Origin of the sequence: Arthrobacter sp. CDRTa11, from assembly GCF_026427775.1 — a bacterium.
In the GTDB taxonomy this organism is placed as follows: Bacteria; Actinomycetota; Actinomycetes; order Actinomycetales; family Micrococcaceae; genus Arthrobacter.
Genome location: NZ_CP044532.1, coordinates 2,130,830 through 2,149,832, shown reverse-complemented (window position 1 = coordinate 2,149,832; position 19,003 = coordinate 2,130,830). Strand labels below are relative to the sequence as shown.

The window sequence follows — 19,003 nt, the reverse complement described above, 5'->3', positions numbered from 1 at the left end:
TGAAGGTCATCGTTGTTCCCAAATTCAACACACCGAAAGCAGGAGTTATGAACAGCCAGTTCATCAAGGGCAAATATCATGCGGGTTCCACGGGTGAAAGCTCACCCGTTCTTGATCCATCTAACGGCGAAACCATCGCCGTACTCACAGCGGCCGGCAGCGACGACGTTAAGCTCGCCGTCCAGGCCGCCCGCGACGCCTTCCCGGCATGGTCCCGCGCCACTCCGGCCGAGCGTTCGGCTGTCCTGACCAAATTCGCCGCGCTCATGGCAGAGCGCGCGGAGGAATTCGCGCAGCTAGAGTCCCGCCAGGCCGGCAAACCCATCCGCCTCACGCGCGAGTTCGACGTCCCCGGCACCATCGACAACATCGCATTTTTCGCTGGAGCCGCACGCAACCTCGAAGGCAAGGCCACTGCGGAGTACTCCCCCGACCACACCTCCTCTATCCGCCGCGAAGCAATCGGCGTCATTGGCTCCATCTCGCCATGGAACTACCCACTGCAGATGGCGGCCTGGAAGATCCTGCCTGCCATCGCCGCCGGCAACACGATCGTCCTCAAGCCTGCGGAGATCACCCCGTTGACCTCCTTGCTGTTCGCCGAGGTAGCGACCGAAGCGGGCCTTCCTGCCGGCGTCGTCAATGTCCTTACCGGCCGCGGTTCCACCGTGGGTGCCGAACTGCTCCGCCACCCGGACGTGGACATGCTCTCCTTCACCGGGTCCACAGGCGTGGGCCGCACGGTCCTCGATGCCGCAGCCACCACCGCCAAGCGCGTCCACCTGGAGCTCGGCGGCAAGGCCCCGTTCGTGGTGTTCGAGGACGCCGACCTTGAAGCAGCGATCCACGGCGCAGTGGCCGGGTCCCTCATTAACACCGGCCAGGACTGCACCGCAGCGACCCGCGCGATCGTGCACCGCTCCCTGTACGAAAAGTTCATCGCCGGCGTCGCGGACCTCTACTCCAAGGTAAAGCTCGGCCCCACCCAGGATCCGGCGACCGACCTCGGCCCGCTCGTCTCCGAAACCCACCGGGACAAGGTAGCGGAGATGGTGGAGCGCGCCCGCGGCTACGCTCGCGTCATCGGCGGCGGGGCCCCCGACGACGGCGACCTCGCCGCCGGCTCCTACTACCGCCCCACCTTGGTGGCCGACGCGACGCCGGACAGTGAGATCTTCCGCGACGAGGTTTTTGGCCCCGTCTTGGCGGTGACTCCGTTCGACACCGATGACGAAGCCATCGAACTCGCCAACGATACCCCCTACGGCCTGGCCGCATCGGCCTGGACCAAAGACGTCTACCGTGCCCTACGTGCCACCCGCGAAATCCGCGCAGGCGCCGTGTGGGTGAACGACCACATTCCGATCATCAGTGAAATGCCTCATGGCGGCTTCAAGGAATCCGGCTTCGGCAAGGACATGTCCACCTACTCCTTCGACGAGTACACCGTGGTCAAGCACGTCATGTTCGACCTCACCGGCGTAGCCGCCAAACCGTGGCACCGCACCATCTTCGCGCCGACCGAATACCCCTAGTGCAGTCTGGCTGTTCGCGTCCGAAAGAGGGGTACGTAGATTCGTCGGCAGTTCCGTTCAGAGTCACGTCCAGCCCAGGCAGCGATTGGCATCCAACGGTGCTGTTGCAAACGAAATCCCCTAAAGGAAGAGCCACTGCATGGACCTCAGACGCGTAAACGACTGGACCACTTTGCTTGGTGCCAGTATTGAGCTCTGGCAAGAAGGCCAGTGGATTGCGGGCGGTTTCGTCGACGCAATTACCGATGACGGCGAGATTCTCTGGATGCAGGCCCCCGCACAAGAGCGCAAGCTCTACGAAAAGGCTGAATTCTACGAAGCCTGGGTCGCGGCGACCGAACCGGCGCTGCATTACCGGCTAGCTAAAGGGCCCCTAGTGCTTCAAGGCTGACTCTCGGACGCAACGACGGATCGAAAACATCTATCGGCTGGGCGTCGCCACGCCCCGACCTCTCTAAGGAGCATGAAATGACCTTGAGCCTCGACGTGATCAATGTTAACTCAGTGCCGCTTGACTATGTCCGAGTACGCTCGGAAGCCACCACCGCTGGGACTCCTTCCACCGGAACCCGGGAACTGGAAGCCTTTGCCGGTGCAGGAATCGGCATTTGGGAGATGACGGAAGGGGGCATGAGGGACATCGAAGCGGAAGAACTGTTCGTCGTTACGGCGGGCAAAGCCAGCTTTGGTGATTCACCACTCTGATGGCAGCAACGAAACGGTCCAATTGATACCCGGCGCGCTGGTCCGCCTCTGCGAAGGTCTGAAAACCACGTGGGCAGTAGCCAGCCCTTTGAGAAAAGTCTATTTCCTGCCACCAACCAAAGACTCCTTGGCATGAAGCAAAGTGGTGGGCCTGCTCAAGGATGATCTCGAATTGGCAGCTCTTGGCATTGACATCTTCAGTACATACCGACATGATTTCTATATCAGGATTCCTGATACTTTGGCGGGCTCTCCGGCTAGTTCGCACATTTTCGAGGGAGGAAAGTTTTGGTCGTTTCACATGAAATCGATCGCGCACATCGGGATGCCATCGTTGATTTAACTGTGTCGTATTCCTGGGCCGTTGACACCGGTGATGGGGAAGCACTTTCGAACCTCTTCACGTCCGATGGGAAGTTTCAGGGCGCAGACGGTTCGGTCACACAGGGAGCCGATGATCTAAGGAAATTCGCTGTGCGGGTACATGAATCCCGCCCTTACCACTTGCAGCACATCGCATTCAATCATCAGTTCAGGGCGCTGAACACCACTACCGTAGAAGTGCGCTCCTATGTGCATGTCTACACCGGAAGCGCAGACGGGCCTCAGCTTCTAGGCATGGGTACCTACCTCGACACCGTGGAGCACACCAGCGATCGATGGCTCTTCAAGGAACGCCGGTTCGAGAGCTTGGGGCGAACCGAACGCGCGGCGACTCAGCCTCTCGGCGGGTGAGCGGTGACTATTATCGGCCTTGAGCCAGACCTGCAGGAGCACCTGAACCGCTTGTGCAAAGCCATCCGGCTCCGAAATACAGACGCAGCCAAGGAAATTGAGATTGCTGGGGAGGCACCGGGGCTCGGCACCCCGCTTAGGGTGATAGAGGCCGGGCAGCTGGCCCTTACCGCGCAGGCGCTCTCAATCGCAGGTTTGGATCGATTAGCAGCGCGGCCTGAGCAGCTGAGCATACTCAACCGGGAACGCATCGTGTTCGCGTTGCGTCCGTTTCCTTATCTCAGGCGCAACGGGGCGCCCACGAATGCCTGGGGCAGACAGATCACCGCTGCTCCTTGCAGTGGGCATATGGCCACAGCGGATGGCCGCTACGTATACATGGCCAACGTTGTTCCCCGCCTTCGTGAAGGGACACTTCGCGTTCTTGGCTGTGCGGGAAGCCGCGAAGCAGTCGAGGCGGCGGTGCTGACATGGAAGGCCTCCGAACTCGAGCAGGCAATGGCCGAGGCTGGACTGCCATTGACAGTGGTGCGGAGCTCTGAGGAGTGGCTGGCAAGTCCTCAAGGGGGGTTTATGACCGATTCGCCCATAGTGCATGTTGAGCAACTCGGAAGTTCACGGGTTGAGCCCGTCCCTCAGGGCAACCGAAGCTTGGCAGGGCTAAAGGTGCTGGATCTGACGCATGTCGTTGCCGGGCCCATGATCACCCGGGGCTTGGCCGAACATGGAGCCGATGTTCTACATGTAGGACCTGATGCGGAAGACCTCCAGGATCCGTTGGCTGTCACTGATGAGCTGATGATCGGAAAACGCAGCGCAGGTCTCAACCTTAAATCCTCAAACGGGCGTCGGGAGATTGAGCGCCTGATTGCAGGGGCCGACGTACTGGTTCAATCATGGCGCCCTGGCGTGATGGAACGGTGGGGGCTGGATGCCAATAGGGTTGCGCAATTGCGGCCTGGGCTCGTTCAGTTGAGCGTGTCGTGCTACGGGCCTCAAGGACCCTGGTCGGATCGGCCAGGCTTCGACGGGAATGCGCTTGCTGCCGTAGGCGCCACGAATATCGAGGCTGGCTCAGGAGTGCCGAGGCTTACCCCGCCGGGTGTTCTGACGGATTCCCTGGCGGGATTCCTCGGCGTAGCGCTCATTAACTCTCTGTTGATGGACCGTGCCGAACGGGGAGGTAGCCATTTAGCGCACATTTCTTTGGCGCGCATGGCAACCTGGCTGATGGAGTTGGGTCTTAAACCAGGATCGTCCGGGGAACCGGCTTCAGGATGGGGCCTGCCCGAGCTTAGACGGACGACCGCTGATGACGGTGGAGTCCTCGAGCACGTCGCCCACCCCATCCAGTACCAGCAGCGACCGGCTCGTTTGTCACTTCCTCAACCTCTGCTCCGAGCTTCGCCGCCTGAATGGTCGGACGAAGCATCGAGTAGCCGATCAGTCTCTCCCTGAATACCCATCAACAACCAACGTAACAACTTGCCTGACAGTCAGGCGGCACGGCAAGGGAGCGCAAAGCCAACTGGCTTCCGTGCGGCAAAATTTATTGAAAGGAATACGACATGATTGCGACAGCAACTATCGCAAATGGAATCGAAGGTATCCGAGCCCTGGTCGGGACCCAGCTGGGGCCGACCGAGTGGCTTGAGGTAACGCAGCAGCGGGTAAACCAATTTGCAGACGCGACAAGTGACCATCAATGGATCCATGTGGACGTAGAGCGAGCGCAGGCCGAAAGCCCTTATAAGAGCACCATCGCTCATGGCTATCTGACGATGTCTCTCGTACCCCACTTCATGCCTCAACTGCTCGAAGTGACTGGATTTGCAATGGGCATCAATTATGGTGCTGAACGTGTACGGTTCCCCGCGCCGGTTCCCGTTGGCTCGAAGCTCCGCGGTTCCTTGGTGATCACTGAGGTTTCCGAGATCCCTGGCGGTGTGCAGATGCTGGTGACGTTTACCATAGAACGGGAAGACTCGGAGAAACCGGCATGCGTTGCGGTCTTGGTTCTCCGCAACTACGGCGATGCATAAGCGATAGGCTTTCAATGAATCCACGAGCAAGCTCTCACGCCGATGCGAAGGCGGCCCAGGACGGCCCACAAGGCCAGAAAGCAGCCGACGAAAAAGGCGGCAAGGATGGGCTGGTATGGCAAGGGGCGAGAACAACATACCTTGTAAAGCAACTTGAAATGCTTCTTCGATCCCGTATGGAACCCATCGCTCGGTCCGCGGGGGTGACGGTCCCTCAGTACACCGCGCTATCCATTTTGCAAGCGAGCCCTCGCCTCTCGTCCGCACAGCTTGCCCGAAGCACCTTTGTAACTGCCCAATCAGCGAACGAGCTGGTTAATGGGCTTTACGTCAAGGGACTGATCGTTCGTACTCCGAGCCCGGACCACGCAAAGATCCTTTTGCTTGAGCTCTCGAAGGAGGGGCAGGAAATACTCGCTACGTGCGCGGTGCGGATTAGCGAGTTGGAGGGTCTGATGCTGGGCGCATTGGAAGGAGACGCGGCTAGGACCTTCCATGACAACCTACGGTCCTGCATTTCTGCTCTTGGAAATGAATCGTAGGTTCATGTTGCAAGGAGCTTAGTTGGTTCCTACCTGCTCGCTTTCTGATCAACAACATGTGGCACACCGAGGGTCAGCCCGGGGTTCCTGTACAGGACGTCATCCTCGAACTGGTTGACCTGCCGAGGGCATCTTTCAGATGGTTGCAGAACCAAAGCGACAGCCCGAGGGAACGCCCGAGCCGAAATTAAAGTGACTTGAAAAGAAGGGCCTGCGGCACGTTCCGTCCCCGGAGACCCTTTTGCCACAGATTTAGTCCTTCACCGGTTCCTGGGAGGGGTGCCCGCAACCCAAGTATCGCAAATGTTGTGTTTATGCCGACCCGCCGTATTCACCAACACGCCTGATCCAAGGCGTTACGTTACCCCATCCACGGCGTCGGACGAGCAACGGGTTGAACGATCGGCCATTTGGGGCAATTGTAAGACCGCCGGTCGAGACCAATTCACAGTGCTGCGCTATTTCAAATAGCGATGGATGCATCGGACGCCCCGATGGCCACCAACCACCAGGACACCGGCCGGCGAGTCCAATACCCCTGAGCCATAGTGGGTACCAATGATCGCATTCCACAAATGTCGAAGGCGCCTCCTGCCCTCCCTCATCGTTACCCCCACGAGCCCTTGAAAGGAATCTCAATGACCCCAGTGCCAGCAGAGCGTGAACTGTTTCAGTTCCGCAGTATCGACCCAGTACTGGACGCCGACATCCTCCACAGCTGGGTGACTCAGGAGCGTTCACGCTTCTGGGGCATGCTCGCAGCGTCGCGACAGGATGTCGAGAATGAATATAGGCAGATAGCTGGATTAGCTCATCACGATGCGTTTCTGGGGCTCGAAGCTGGCGTACCGGCTTTCCTGATGGAGCGCTATTTGCCCGCGCTATCACCCCTATGCAATGTCTACAGTGTCGAACGCGGGGACGTGGGAATGCACTTCCTAGTGGGCCCCCCATGCGGTGGAAAACGCCATGGGTACACGCTGTCTGTTCTGAAGGCGATCATGGAAAAACTCTTCAGCGACCTCGAGGTAGAACGGATAGTGGTAGAGCCAGACATTCGAAACCACAAAGTGCATGCCCTGAACGCAAAGGTCGGCTTTCGACCGCGCGGGACGGTGACCCTGCCAGCCGTCGAGCCTTTTCAAGAGAGCAAACAGGCACTATTGGGCTTTTGCTCGCGTCGTGACTTTTTGGCAACATTTTCTTCGTGAAGGGTTCCGCGCTGTTCTGCCACCTTGGCGATGCTTCTGGGGCACCTATAGCCTCAGCCTAGAGGAGGTCCCGAAGGCTAGCTGATGGAGCTGGAGGCAAGCCAGCCCCAACCAGCCAACGGAGGACCGCCCAGCAGCTGTTCAGAGGCGACAATAGATCACGGCCGTAGACAGGGTTTCGGCCGGGCCTGAGCCTGACGATCTTCAGGACTAGGGCCTCCCGCAGCCCCGCCCGGGTGTAGTCGCGGTGCCAAGCGGTCAGTTCCAGGGCACTACCCGCAAGGGTGCGCGCGTGGAGTTCGTCAAAGAGAGCTTGGTCTTCACCGGCTAACATCATGCTCTCCGTCATGGGTGCCTTCGCCGAGTTCAAACGCGAATATGGAGCTCTTTTCACTATATGGGATTGTCCTCGTCATCAATTTAGATGTTGGATGCGTCAGTTGGTAATTAGATCTCAACGATGATTTCAATTTCGACGGGAGAGTTCAGCGGGAGGGCAGCTACGCCGACGGCGCTGCGGGCGTGTGGGCCGATGTTTTCGCCAAAGGCATCGGCGATAAGTTGGCTCGCTCCGTTGATAACGCCGGGCTGGTTCGTGAAGTCAGGGGCGCTGGCGACGAATCCGACCACTTTAACAACGCGCCTAATGAGCCGGAGATCTCCGATGAGGGAGCGAACAGCTGCAAGCCCATTGAGCGCACACTGACGCGCAGCCTCCTGTGCCTGTTCCAGGGTTACTTCCGCGCCAACTTTGCCTGGGTGCAGCAGTGTGCCCGCGTTCAATGGCAGTTGTCCTGAGGTGTAAATCAGTTGCCCGGTCTGAACTGCTGGCACATAGATCGCCACGGGAGCAGTCACGGAGGGGACTTCAAACCCCAATTGCGACAATCGTTCCTCCGGGGAAAGATCGTTCTCTTGAGTAGTTGTCGATGTCATTTCTGTCTCACGTTCTACGAATTGAGGGGTGATGGTCAGGAGAGGGTGCCGGTCCGCATAAAGGTTTGCAATCTGCGGCCATAAGGTTCGACGTCGATGCCGTTGGCTTCAAGCCACTCAGTTGAGTAGTACTTCTCGAGATATCTGTCACCGGAGTCACAGATCAGGGACACGACGCTGCCACGTCTTCCGGCACTGACCATTTCGGAGATTATCCGGAACGCGGCCCAGAGCCCTGTTCCTGTGGAAGCTCCCGTCCGGCGGTCCAACAGTTCAGTCAGAAGATGGATGGATGCCATGGCGGCGGCGTCTGGTACGCGCATCATGCGGTCTATCGCGCTGCCGATGAAGCTGGCTTCGACGCGTTGGCGGCCGATTCCTTCAATGCGGGAACCGATCGCAGTGGTAATGCTGGGGTCCCGCTCTTTCCAAGCGGGAAAGAACGCTGAGTTTTCAGGATCCGCTATGCAGATTCCTGTAGCTCTGCCTGTGTGACGGATATAGCGGGCGATGGTTGCCGAGGTGCCGCCCGTTCCTGCTGTGGCGGCTATCCATGCAGGCTCCGGGTATCGTTCCCGCGACATCTGCTTGAAGATTGATTCAGCGATATTATTGGTTCCGCGCCAGTCAGTAGCCCGCTCGGCGTAGGTGAACTGGTCCATATAGTGACCGCCGGTCTCCTGAGCCATTGCCGTTGCAACGTCATAGACCTCGCTCGGGTTTTCAACGAAATGACAGCGTCCCCCGTACGATTCGATGAGCTTAACCTTTTGCAGGCTCGTGGACCGGGCCATGACAGCAATGAACGGAACGCCAATGAGCCCGGAGAAATAGGCCTCGGATATGGCCGTTGATCCACTGGATGCTTCGATGACCGGCCTGCCCGGTGTGATCCATCCGTTGCATAGGGCATACAGGAACAACGATCTGGCAAGCCGATGCTTGAGGGAGCCGGTGGGATGCGTCGACTCGTCCTTCAGGTACAAGTCGACTCCCCAGGTGTCTGGGAGGGGCACCGAAATCAGGTGGGTGTCGGAAGAACGGTTGGCCTCAGCCTCGATCTTCCGCACCGCATCTGCGCTCCATCGCCGGTATTCGAGGTCATAGCGATCGATGTCTTCCTCGAGACCGGCTGCTGCAGTCATAGCTGTGTCAGCAGACATATATCCTCCTGGGAACGTGATGGGGTGCGGAACGTGGATAGAGTCTGGGTCAATCAGACGACAGCGCAGACGTTAGCCTCCTCCCGACTTTGAGGTGAAGTTGCTAAAACGGGCGGCGACGCGCCGGCCGAAATTGCTATGGCTATGGATAAGTGGCCGACCCAATCCTCAGGAGCAGTTGTACGTCCGCAGATGTGTTAGCTCCTAGCTGGAGTCTTCCTTACATCCGGGCCTGGAATCCAATGACGATTTGTAGGTAGTTATATAAGCGAGAGTTATTGGTTGGCGACTTCGACGGCCTTCTCAGCTGCCCATGTCAGTGATTCAAGCATGTGCTTTACGGCGGGCAGGTTGCGGTTTCCGCGCAAGATAGTTGCCGTAATTGTTCGGTTTCGGGATGGCAGGATGGGTCGGATCCTCAGCCTCGGGTGCTTCACGAAGGTCTGGATCATCCTGGGCATCATGGCAAGTCCCAGCCCGGCGACTACGTAGCTTTGAACGGCAAGATTGTCATCGGTGGTGACGTCGATGCGAGGGGAGAATCCTGCGTCTTCACATGCGCTGACAAACTCCTGCCTGCACTGCAGGCACCCGGCAATCCATCGTTCTTCGCTGAGTTCAGCCAGGCCCACCTGCTGCCGGCGGGCAAGGGGGTGGTCCTCTGCCATAAAGAGAACAAGGGGTTCCTGCATCAGGGGAAATGACAACGTGTCGTCGTCCGCGATTGGGCCTTGGTCGTCATAGTGGAAAGTCACAACGATGTCATAGTCACCCTTTTTCAAGCCAGCAAGGGAGTCAGGGGGCTCTGCTTCAAAAAGCTCCAGCTGGACGCCCAGGTGGTCCGAACGCATTTTTGAGATAGCCGCTGGGACTAAGGTTGCATTCGCACTTGGGAAGGCGCAGACCTTAACCAGTCCGTCCCGGAGCCTCGCCACGGCCGCAACGTGCTCAGCGGTCGCCAACAGGTCCGACAGAAGCACGGAAGTTTTTGCCGCCAAGACCTCGCCCTGTTCACTTAAACGCAGCATCCGGCCGGCGCGCACGAACAGGGTGGCCTTGAGTTCGCGCTCAAGCGCCCGAATGTGCTGACTCACCCCCGGCTGCGTGTATCCCAGCTCACGAGCCGCCGCGGCCAGCGTTCCTGTCCGAACCACAGCGTCAAAGGTAAGTAGGTGGCGGGTCTCCAACATGAAGCAAGTATAAATTCAGGTTTGCTTAATGCAACAAATTAGTATCTAGACTTTTAGTTGTGATGCTCGTCATGATGGTTTCGAGCCGCACTATTCGTGACGGCCGAAGGTCGCTCAGGAGCGGCCAGCACTCAAGAGAGATCACCTCGATGGAAGCTCATATCGTCGCAACAATGACAGCAGGGACTTGGCGAGGCCGGAAAGGCACTCTCCTGGAAATGAGTTGGGGCCCTGATGGGGCAGGCCTTCGCGTGTCGGAGCTAGCAAAGGAAGCGTCACATGTCTGAACTGAAGAAGGACGAGACCGCACGCGTGGTCAGATTCCGAGCAATCGCCGGAAGCGTTATAGGAACGGCGCTGGAGTGGTATGACTTTTTCCTCTACGGCACCGCCGCAGCCCTGGTATTCAATCAGTTGTTTTTCCCCAAATTTGATCCGCTGACCGGAACCCTGCTGGCGTTCGCAAGCTTCGCGGTTGGTTTCGTGGCCCGCCCGATCGGGGCCATCGTCTTTGGAAACTTTGGAGACCGGATAGGCCGCAAAAAGGTTCTTGTTTTGACCCTCGTCATCATGGGGGTGGCGACCATGCTCATCGGCCTAGTGCCTACGTATGAGGTCGCCGGCATCTGGGCGCCCATCGCGTTGACGGTCCTGCGTTTCATCCAGGGATTCGGCCTCGGCGGCGAATGGGGCGGCGCGGTTCTTATGTCACTCGAGCATGGAGACCCAAAGCGAAGAGGCTTCGCTGCGAGCTGGCCGCAGATCGGCGTACCACTGGGTCTGCTCATGGCAAATGGAATCCTTGCCTTGATGTTCCTGGTGACATCCCCGGCTGATTTCCTGGCTTGGGGCTGGAGAATCCCGTTCCTGCTCAGTGCACTGCTCGTTGGAGTGGGTCTATGGATCCGCTTCCGCGTCACAGAATCTCCCGAATTCGAAGAGCTGGCGGCATCAGGAAAACAAGCAAAAATGCCCATCATCGAGGTGCTTCGGACGCAGAAGAGAGAACTGTTGATATCCACCGGATCAAGAATCGGTACCGATGTTGCTTTCTACATCTACGTTTTGTTCGTCGTGACGTACCTGACGCAAATGGTAGGTGTTTCGCAATCCGTAGCTCTCTTAGCTGTTCTTGTCAGCGCGGGCGTGATGGTTGTCCTCATTCCACTGTTCGGGTCACTGTCCGACCGGGTAGGCCGGAGGCCTGTGTATCTGGCAGGGGCGCTTGGTGCTTTGATTTGGGTGTTCGCCTTCTTCCCCCTCCTCGGCACTGGGAATACACTTCTGATCTTGCTTGCTGACGTCGTGGGAATGACCTGCTGGGCAGCAATGTATGGTCCACTGGCGGCATTTACTACAGAATTGTTCCCCACCCGCGTCCGCTACAGTGGGGCATCCTTGGGATACCAAATGGCAGGGATACTCGGAGGGGCTTTCGCGCCAATCATTGCCGTTGCCTTGTATGGTCAGTTCGGCACCTGGCTTCCGGTGGCAATCTACGTCTCGGTGATGCTCCTCATCACCATCATCTCCGTGTCCATTGCGCGGGAAACCTCCAAGGATCTACACGGTTCAATGGATAAAATCCTGGCAGAGCGAGCCTGACCCACAGGGGTAGGCCCGGCACGGTTCCCCATCTAAAACCGGACAAACAAGAAATAGATCTACAGCCAATCAGCACAATCTCGGGCGGACTTTAGAATCGATGTCTGCCCTTACCGAAAGGTGGAACCACTCAATGTGGGACGAAAGTTATAACGCGGGGCATTTCGCTCCCGAAACCGGCAGCACGATCATTAAAAACCTGCGCGGCGCTGTCACCGGGCGGCTTGGCGAATCCATTCTTGAAGTTGAGACAATCCGAATTGAAAATGGCACGATCGTCGACATGGGCGGATCAGCTGATGCGGCAGCCGACGTCGTCATCGATGCACAAGGCGCTGTCGCCCTTCCCGGCCTGATTGATACACACACCCATTTCTCAATCGGTGACTTTACGCCGAAACAAAACGCCGTGGGATTCATTGAGAGCTACATGCACGGCGGAGTCACGTCCATGATGTCGGCCGGTGAAGTGCACTTCCCAGGCCGCCCTATGGATCGTGACGGCGCGAAGGCTCTCGCCGTCACAGCTTCACGTTCCTTCACGAACTACCGACCCGGCGGAGTGCGTATCCATGCAGGATCTCTGATGACGGGACCTTACATGGAACAGCCTGACTATGCCGAACTGGCCAGGCAGGGCGTCTGGCTGATGAAAGTTGGATTCGGCGGCTTCCGGGTACCAAAAGATGCGGTTCCACACGTCAAATGGGCCCAAGAGGCCGGATTCCTTGTTATGTCCCACTCCGGCGGTGCATCATCCGTTCCCGGGGTGGCACCAATCACGGTCGATGATCTGCTCGCCATGGCCCCGGACATCGCAGGCCATATCAATGGAGGAACTACGAGCCTGCCGGAGGACCACGTCAAGAAACTCATTACAGATTCGAACGCGGCCATCCAGCTTGTTCAGGCCGGCAACCTGGCTGCCAGCCTGAAAATTCAACGGATGGCGGCCGAGAATAACGCACTCGAACGCGTGATCCTCGGCTCGGATACCCCCTCCGGCACAGGCGTGATGCCGCTGGCGATCATCAAAACGATCTGCGAGCTGTCCTCTATCGGAGGAATGGCTCCAACCGATGTCATCTCCTACGCCACGGCGAACGCAGCCCGAGTGCTGCGCCGCCCGGAGGGCGTCCTGGACCTCAACCGTCCTGCCGATCTCGTGCTCGTTCAAGAACCGGTAGGCGGATCCCAGGATCACCCCCTGAAAGCCATAAGCAATGGTGACATCCCCGGCATCGCAGGCGTGATCATCAACGGCCAGATCCGGGCACTGCGGAGCCGGAATTCACCTGCCCCCGCCCGCGAAGTTCAGGTCGAAGTCTTCTAACACCCGGCAGCCCCTTGAAAAAGAAAAACTGAACTGGTTCCCTTGGAAGTTGGACTGGCCGAATAGAGCCTAAGCGTCCAGGTACCTGGGCACGGTATTGGACCGGGCTCAGGTACCTGGACAGATGTTCTCATCCCCGGGTTCTCGCGAACACTGCTTGTTCCGGCGGGTCCTTCCGGCACCGCGCCGGATTCTCCGGTCCATGCCCGCGCAGCCAGCCGACGTCATCCGCAGAACTGGCTGTTACTAATCATCTGATCATCGGCCTGACTCACCCATCGCCCAACGTCAGCGATGATCGGCACGTGGTCACCACCGTGGACTTCGGTTAGTGGTGCGTGGATCCATCCCAGCGCACCGTGGATCTGCGGAGTGCCCATGGCAGATGGCCTCCAGGCGCCACCGTGAATTTGTCATCGTTCTCGCGGGATAGTGCTTGGAAACGTTTTGTGGCCTCCCAGCAAGCTATCGGCGAATTTCCCGGCCCGAGAGTTTTTTCGGCCAGCTCTGCCACGTCCCGGCATCCGATGGGACCCGTGCCTGGCACTTGCCTAAGGGCTAGAGAAGGTTGTGTCTAAGATCATATTCCCCATATAATGAAGCACACTCCGAATGAGTGATGCTCTCACCATCGTCTAGATCAGCGTTTGGTTCGCATCGCCCCCCCCAGCGACACTCCGTTGGCCAACGACCAACATGCATTCCCCTGTCTCTTAGCTGCAGTGTCGGGCGCCGTCTCGGATTAAATGGGAAAGATTGGCCTCCCTAGACAAACAAGTGACCCCAGTGGCGGCTCTCCGGGCTGACCCCTCATGTATCAAAAAGGAAACGAGCGATGAAAAATAAGGCAAGCAAGGGTTTCCAGACACGAACCGCGAACTTATGGAGGCGGGCGTTCCTAAGGGGCCTTAGGCGTGAAGTTAGCTTCCTCCTCCCCAGTGAGACAACACAGGTGATGGCGGCAGTCAAAGAGCAAGCGCAGATCATTTTCGATAGGCACAGTCATAAAGCACCAGATCCGCAAGGAATGATGGTGGTCGGACTCCCCTCGCTGGTAATTGCCGCGCACCGTGAGCTGACTGCACGAGGCGTCAGTGAGGGTGTAGCGTTCGAGGTATTACGCCGAACTTATCGTTCCATGCTCGGGGCTGAGATGCGGTTACTAACCCAAATTGAAGTGTTCTTCATGCGCGACCCCTTGAAGTTCTACGAGAAGAACTTCATACCGCTTCTAAATTCGATGTTCGGGAAATCGTTCACTTGGGATAAGAAAACGACTCAAACTGGCTGGGTACTAGTTGGCACCCAATGCGGCTTCTGGGACATGTTCCGTGCCGAGGGCGCCCCGCAGCTCACCAAATTGATCTGTGAATGGGACCGGAACTATCTCAATGTGCTGGATAAATCTCGCCGTCCGATCGCCACACGCCGAACCATGACCTTATCGACCGGCTCATCGCACTGTGAGTTCCACTTCGATAGAGCCGCCGCAGGTGCTTCCAAGACGGTAGATGTAGTGATCGAGAGCAGTCGCTGACTTCCCAACCCTATCCCTCGACGCCCTATGGGCTACCTTTGCCTCAAACGCGCGTCAGACGAGTGGGAGCCCCGGCATTCCTCACCCTCCACCGTTCGCGCTCGGATTGGCCACCAGTCCCCTGCACTGGTCCGCGTCCGCGTGCCGCGGGAATGAGCCCCGTGGTTTCCGGGATCGGGCCTCTGCCGTCAACCGTACAGAGGAGGCCGAGCCGGCCGTAGTGTGCCACAACGGTTTCGGTTTGATGGTGGTAAAGGCCCAAACGGTGCCGGATGACCGCTTCTGTATCGTCTGTGCGGCCGTCCACGGCGGCGCGACCGAGCAGTGCGGGGGGGGTAGCCGTCCAGGAGGAAGCCGTCGGTCACCTCGGGTTGGGCGAGCCGGTCACGGACCATGCTGTTGGTGACCTGTCAGGAAAACGTAGTCGCCCTTGTCTGTACTTCCTGGCCTCAACGCCGAGCTTCGTCTGGCCCCTGGAAGACGCCGGCATCTTTGGCTTGACCGGACCGTTGAGCCGACTCAGTACCGCGGTGCAACAATCAGCAAGTCAGGACTCAACCGGTTGGCCTCCATCGAGGCGTGTCCCGCAGTGGCCGCGTCCAGCGCATCAGGAGCACCGGGATCGACTTTGATCGGGGCCATGAAGCCCGCCCGGCAGGTGAAATCTACGTTGACTGCACAGCAACAGGACTAAGGACGATAGCGCCGACACCTGTTTTCGAAACAGGGCGAATGGCCTTGCAGTATGTCACCACTGGATACGCCTGCTGGAGCGCCGCGACCCTAGCCGTCGTGGAAGCGACCCGAAACGATGACGACGAGAAGAACTATCTCTCCCTGCCGGTGGATTACACCGGACATGTTGATGATTTGCTCTCACTCACCAGCGCCAGCCTCAACAGCGCCCACCGGCGTGAAACACAGGCAGATATTGCCGCTTGGTCAAGCAACACCAGGCTAAATCCAGCCCGAGGCCTCCCCGAGCGAAAGCACCTGCCCGAGGTAGCCGCTGAGATGGCGCGGCTCAAACAGTGGCGTCAGTCCGCGATGAACAATCTCGCAAACCACTTAGGCGTTCCAGAACCTGCCGTCATCTGAAGTTCTCGTCATATCCCTGCCCGGGGATCCCGAAATGGTCTGATCCATGACGTACGGCGACTCACAGGTAGCCATGACATTCATTTAACTGCATCCGAAACCAATGAAGGTACGCGCACCCCAGCATGAGTGAGGCCTGATCCAGGCCTCTGACCTGAGCAATGCCTGCATGCAGCTGCCCCCTGCTCCTCCACCGCGGACTAAAAAGCTGTTTGGGACGGGCCGGCAGGCCCATTGCCAAGCCCCCCGATAGTCACACGCTTTCGTCACGGCCGGCGCGGACGGCGTCGCTGCCTCCAAGATCCAGGTTATCTGCGGCGCCGACAAAGAGTGCCACCAACTGGCGACCAATCCGACCCCGCTGCGTGTCCTTTGCACGTGCACGCGGGGTAACGAAAGAGAGAACGATCATGTCAATCCCAACCGAAACCATGGCCCCCGAGACGTCCGCAGCAGCCCGGGAGTCCTCGGAACTGCAGGACCTTGCCCAGAAGCACCTCCTGATGCACTTCACCGGAGCCCGTACTTACACGGAGGCCCCTCCTGCCATCATGGTCAAAGGCGAGGGGTGCTGGCTGGAGGACGAGAAGGGCAACCGTTACCTCGACGCTCTTGCTGGCTTGTACTGCGTTCAAATCGGCTACAGCCACGGCGAGGAGATCGGGGAGGCAGTCAAAGCCCAGGTGACTGACCTGCCGTACTACACCAACTGGGGCTATGCCCACCCCCCCGCCGTCCGGCTCGCCGCAAAGGTCGCCGAGATCGCACCTGAGGGCCTGGACCGGGTTTTCCTCACCTCCGGCGGCAGCGAAAGCAACGAAGCTGCCATCAAGCTCATTCGCCAGTACCATCAGGCCAAGGGTGAAGGTTCCCGGATGAAGTTCCTGGCCAGAAGGAACGCCTACCACGGCACATCGTTTGCGGCTTTGTCCATCAATGGCATGACAAACTTTCGGAAGCCATTCGAGCCGCTCATGCATGGTGCCCGCCATTTCTCGAATACCAACCGTTACAGGCGGCCGATCAACGAGACCGAGGAGCAGTTCACCGACTTCCTGCTCCACGAGCTTGAGGAATTGATCCGCCAAGAAGGACCGGACACAGTAGCTGCCATCTTCATCGAACCCCTTCAGAACGCGGCCGGTTCAGTAACCCCACCCCGCGGATACTGCGAAGGCGTCAGGGCGATTTGCGACAAATACGGCATTTTGCTGGTAGCGGATGAAGTCATCACCGGGTTCGGCCGCCTCGGGGAATGGTTTGCATCGACGCGTTTTGGCCTCAAACCAGACATCATCACCTGCGCCAAGGGAATAGCTTCCGCCTACGTCCCGCTGGGCGCAATGATCGCCACCAGTGACGTGGTCGATACCGTGCTCAATGGTCCTGCAGGGATGTACCTGCACGGCCTCACTTACGGAGGGAATCCTTCCGCCTGCGCCGCAGGGCTGGCCAACCTGGCCCTCATGGAACGCGAAGAACGTTCTGAGTTCAGGGAGGCGCACCACTGATCCAATTCTCGCCACCCCTGATCCTTAGCCGTGACGAAATCGACTGGCTGGCAACGAGAGTCGACGCGGTGCTCGAGGAAGCCGGAACTGCGCTTGAAGGCATGAAGGCATGACATTAAAATTCAGGACTTAGCATAGGCGAACCCTTCCTGAACCTACGGCGGTTTGCCCAGCAATCCGAAGCCGCGGCGAGGCAGGGGTTGCGGCAATAGACGCAGCGCGCCCCCGCAATACTGGCAACGTGCGTACCGAAACAACGAATTCGCACTAACGGAAAAGACGCGGTAAATATCCTCCGCCAGTAGATTCTTGTTACCTGGAATCTCGTCCACCCGCGGGACGCAGCTGACCACAGGTCCTCATGTCAGGCGGTGTTTAAGGGCCTGCATCCGCTCCCCTGGGCCGACAAGATCAGCGATGGCCTGCCCAAGTTGGAATACTCAGCCGACGCCGGGACCATCATTGAGCAGATTCCCATTGAAGGGCATACGCCACGGCACCCGCAGCGTTTTGGTCGGAGTCCCAGGATAGCTGGAAAAGTCGACGAAACGCCCTTGAAAAAACTCCTGGTCAATGCTTTACTGAAAGTGCACTCCGAAAAAAGTTCACTATCAGAAGTTGAGCCTCGTCGTGCTACCGGTGAAAGGAAAACCATGACAGTCATCGATCTCTCCGAGTCCGTGGACATTCGGAAGGCTTTTTCGAATTTCCCATCCGGCGTTGCCGCCATAAGCGCGGTTGTGGATGGTGTTCCCAAGGGACTCGCTGCGTCGTCCTTCACGGTTGGTGTCTCGTTGGAACCGCCGTTGGTTTCCTTCGCGGTGCAGAACAGCTCAACGACCTGGCCCATTTTGCGCAAGGCAGAGAGGATTGGTGTATCAATCCTCGGCATTAATCAGGAATCGGTGTGCCGTCAGTTGGCATCCAAGAATCCGAACAAGTTTGACGACATCTACTACACGGCCACAGAACTGGGAGCCATACGTATCCCCGGCTGCACGCTCTGGCTGGACTGCTCCCTGTATGGCGAGTTCCCAGCCGGCGACCATGCCGTTGCGCTGCTGGAAGTACATGATGCCGACTTTCAGATGCTTGAGAGTCCCCTGGTCTTTCATGAGTCAAAGTTCAAGGGCCTCGAGGCCGCAAACGTGCCCTAACTAGTGGATAGTCAGGCGAGCGTTGGATAAGCGAAGCAAGTACAGACATGGGACAGACCGGGAGAAGAAATGCCCTCCAGACCTAATCGCTCGTATCCTCGTGTAGGGGACTCAGCACAGCTGTCGCGCAAGGTTACTGACAGGGACATCACTCTTTTCACCGAGCTAAGCGGTGACCGCAACCCCTTACATTATGATGAGCGTGCGGCCAGATCCTCGCGCTTCGGTGAGATCATAGTGCAGGGCGGGGTAACCAGTGCGATCCTCAACGCCGTTGTGGCAGAACAACTGCCCGGTCCCGGGACCGTCTTTCTTAATGTCAACTGGAACTTCGTGGCTCCCGTCCGTCCTGGAGACGTAATCACCGGACACGTCAAAGTGACCGATATACATCCGAGCAAGCCCATCACCACCCTTCGGACTTGGGTGGTCCGAGATGACGGCACCGTCGTACTGGAAGGCACAGCGGTCTGCTACACGACGGACCTCGGCCCCGAAGACGATCAGAGCAACTTACCTTGCTGATCATCTGAAGGGTTCGTCAGCTGAGCTTTCCCATCCTGTTACCTCCCGGAGGGGACTGTTAGGCAGCCGTTCTCTCAACACTCTCCCGGGTATGCATTTTCTGAGGCGGCCTGTCTTTGTTGACGGCTTCGACAGGTCCACACCACCATGGGCCGGCATGACCTGCTGAAGGACCTTT

The 19,003-nt window shown here is 58.3% G+C and carries 20 protein-coding genes; 15 read left to right on the top strand and 5 right to left on the bottom strand.

Annotated elements, in window-relative coordinates; all coding sequences use genetic code 11:
• Window positions 1–47 precede the first annotated feature (47 nt).
• The 8 genes from F8G81_RS09730 to F8G81_RS09705 all read left to right on the top strand — a co-directional run bounded on the left by F8G81_RS09730 (window position 48) and on the right by F8G81_RS09705 (window position 6,770).
• Complete coding sequence (locus F8G81_RS09730) at window positions 48–1,535, top strand: gamma-aminobutyraldehyde dehydrogenase (RefSeq protein WP_267278768.1); 1,488 nt, start codon at window positions 48–50, stop codon at window positions 1,533–1,535.
• Between the two features lie 139 nt (window positions 1,536–1,674).
• Window positions 1,675–1,926, top strand: coding sequence for a hypothetical protein (locus F8G81_RS09725; protein WP_267278767.1), 252 nt, complete (start codon window positions 1,675–1,677; stop codon window positions 1,924–1,926).
• Between the two features lie 77 nt (window positions 1,927–2,003).
• A complete protein-coding gene (locus F8G81_RS09720; protein WP_267278766.1) occupies window positions 2,004–2,240 on the top strand; it encodes a hypothetical protein in 237 nt (78 codons plus the stop codon).
• A gap of 345 nt (window positions 2,241–2,585) precedes the next feature.
• A complete protein-coding gene (locus F8G81_RS09715; RefSeq protein WP_267279184.1) occupies window positions 2,586–2,975 on the top strand; it encodes a nuclear transport factor 2 family protein in 390 nt (129 codons plus the stop codon).
• A 348-nt stretch (window positions 2,976–3,323) separates the two neighbouring features.
• A complete protein-coding gene (locus F8G81_RS23575) occupies window positions 3,324–4,433 on the top strand; it encodes a CoA transferase (RefSeq protein ID WP_416377138.1) in 1,110 nt (369 codons plus the stop codon).
• Between the two features lie 110 nt (window positions 4,434–4,543).
• Entirely contained in the window at window positions 4,544–5,017 is a 474-nt protein-coding gene (locus F8G81_RS09710) for a MaoC family dehydratase (RefSeq protein WP_267278765.1), read from the top strand.
• A complete protein-coding gene (locus F8G81_RS23570; RefSeq protein ID WP_416377123.1) occupies window positions 4,975–5,559 on the top strand; it encodes a MarR family winged helix-turn-helix transcriptional regulator in 585 nt (194 codons plus the stop codon). Before F8G81_RS09710 ends, F8G81_RS23570 begins: the two co-directional genes overlap by 43 nt.
• Before the next feature lie 638 nt (window positions 5,560–6,197).
• Window positions 6,198–6,770, top strand: a complete 573-nt coding sequence (locus F8G81_RS09705) for a GNAT family N-acetyltransferase (RefSeq protein ID WP_267278764.1) — start codon at window positions 6,198–6,200, stop codon at window positions 6,768–6,770.
• Window positions 6,771–7,217: 447 nt separating this feature from the next.
• Here F8G81_RS09705 and F8G81_RS09700 read toward each other — a convergent pair whose 3' ends face one another.
• The 3 genes from F8G81_RS09700 to F8G81_RS09690 form a co-directional block, all read right to left on the bottom strand.
• Window positions 7,218–7,706, bottom strand: a complete 489-nt coding sequence (locus F8G81_RS09700) for a RidA family protein (protein ID WP_267278763.1) — start codon at window positions 7,704–7,706, stop codon at window positions 7,218–7,220.
• Window positions 7,707–7,741: 35 nt separating this feature from the next.
• Window positions 7,742–8,869, bottom strand: a complete 1,128-nt coding sequence (locus F8G81_RS09695) for a PLP-dependent cysteine synthase family protein (protein ID WP_416377122.1) — start codon at window positions 8,867–8,869, stop codon at window positions 7,742–7,744.
• A gap of 275 nt (window positions 8,870–9,144) precedes the next feature.
• Window positions 9,145–10,059: a LysR family transcriptional regulator gene (locus tag F8G81_RS09690; RefSeq protein WP_267278762.1), complete on the bottom strand. Its 915-nt coding sequence runs from the start codon at window positions 10,057–10,059 to the stop codon at window positions 9,145–9,147.
• A 279-nt stretch (window positions 10,060–10,338) separates the two neighbouring features.
• On the opposite strand from F8G81_RS09690, the gene F8G81_RS09685 reads away from it, so the two are divergent.
• From F8G81_RS09685 to F8G81_RS09675, 3 genes are all read left to right on the top strand, one after another.
• A complete protein-coding gene (locus F8G81_RS09685) occupies window positions 10,339–11,664 on the top strand; it encodes an MFS transporter (RefSeq protein WP_267278761.1) in 1,326 nt (441 codons plus the stop codon).
• 133 nt (window positions 11,665–11,797) lie between these two features.
• A complete protein-coding gene (locus F8G81_RS09680) occupies window positions 11,798–12,997 on the top strand; it encodes an amidohydrolase family protein (RefSeq protein WP_267278760.1) in 1,200 nt (399 codons plus the stop codon).
• Window positions 12,998–13,952: 955 nt separating this feature from the next.
• Window positions 13,953–14,534 (top strand): L-2-amino-thiazoline-4-carboxylic acid hydrolase, encoded by a 582-nt coding sequence (locus F8G81_RS09675; RefSeq protein ID WP_267279182.1) that lies wholly within the window; start codon window positions 13,953–13,955, stop codon window positions 14,532–14,534.
• 519 nt (window positions 14,535–15,053) lie between these two features.
• On the opposite strand, the gene F8G81_RS09670 is transcribed toward F8G81_RS09675, so the two are convergent.
• The gene (locus tag F8G81_RS09670) at window positions 15,054–15,176 is read right to left on the bottom strand and encodes a hypothetical protein (RefSeq protein ID WP_267278759.1); all 123 of its coding nucleotides are present in this window, start codon (window positions 15,174–15,176) and stop codon (window positions 15,054–15,056) included.
• Between the two features lie 90 nt (window positions 15,177–15,266).
• On the opposite strand from F8G81_RS09670, the gene F8G81_RS09665 reads away from it, so the two are divergent.
• On the top strand, window positions 15,267–15,632 hold the full coding sequence (locus tag F8G81_RS09665; protein WP_267278758.1) for a hypothetical protein: 366 nt from the start codon (window positions 15,267–15,269) through the stop codon (window positions 15,630–15,632).
• 253 nt (window positions 15,633–15,885) lie between these two features.
• Here the strand turns inward: F8G81_RS09665 and F8G81_RS09660 are convergent, their stop codons facing one another.
• On the bottom strand, window positions 15,886–16,044 hold the full coding sequence (locus tag F8G81_RS09660) for a hypothetical protein (protein ID WP_267278757.1): 159 nt from the start codon (window positions 16,042–16,044) through the stop codon (window positions 15,886–15,888).
• Here F8G81_RS09660 and F8G81_RS09655 point away from each other — a divergent pair.
• The 3 genes from F8G81_RS09655 to F8G81_RS23565 all read left to right on the top strand — a co-directional run bounded on the left by F8G81_RS09655 (window position 16,043) and on the right by F8G81_RS23565 (window position 18,825).
• Entirely contained in the window at window positions 16,043–17,143 is a 1,101-nt protein-coding gene (locus tag F8G81_RS09655) for an aminotransferase class III-fold pyridoxal phosphate-dependent enzyme (protein WP_267278756.1), read from the top strand. The genes F8G81_RS09660 and F8G81_RS09655 overlap by 2 nt on opposite strands.
• 371 nt (window positions 17,144–17,514) lie before the next feature.
• Complete coding sequence (locus F8G81_RS09650; protein ID WP_267278755.1) at window positions 17,515–18,300, top strand: flavin reductase family protein; 786 nt, start codon at window positions 17,515–17,517, stop codon at window positions 18,298–18,300.
• Window positions 18,301–18,369: 69 nt separating this feature from the next.
• Complete coding sequence (locus tag F8G81_RS23565) at window positions 18,370–18,825, top strand: MaoC family dehydratase (RefSeq protein ID WP_416377121.1); 456 nt, start codon at window positions 18,370–18,372, stop codon at window positions 18,823–18,825.
• Window positions 18,826–19,003 lie beyond the last annotated feature (178 nt).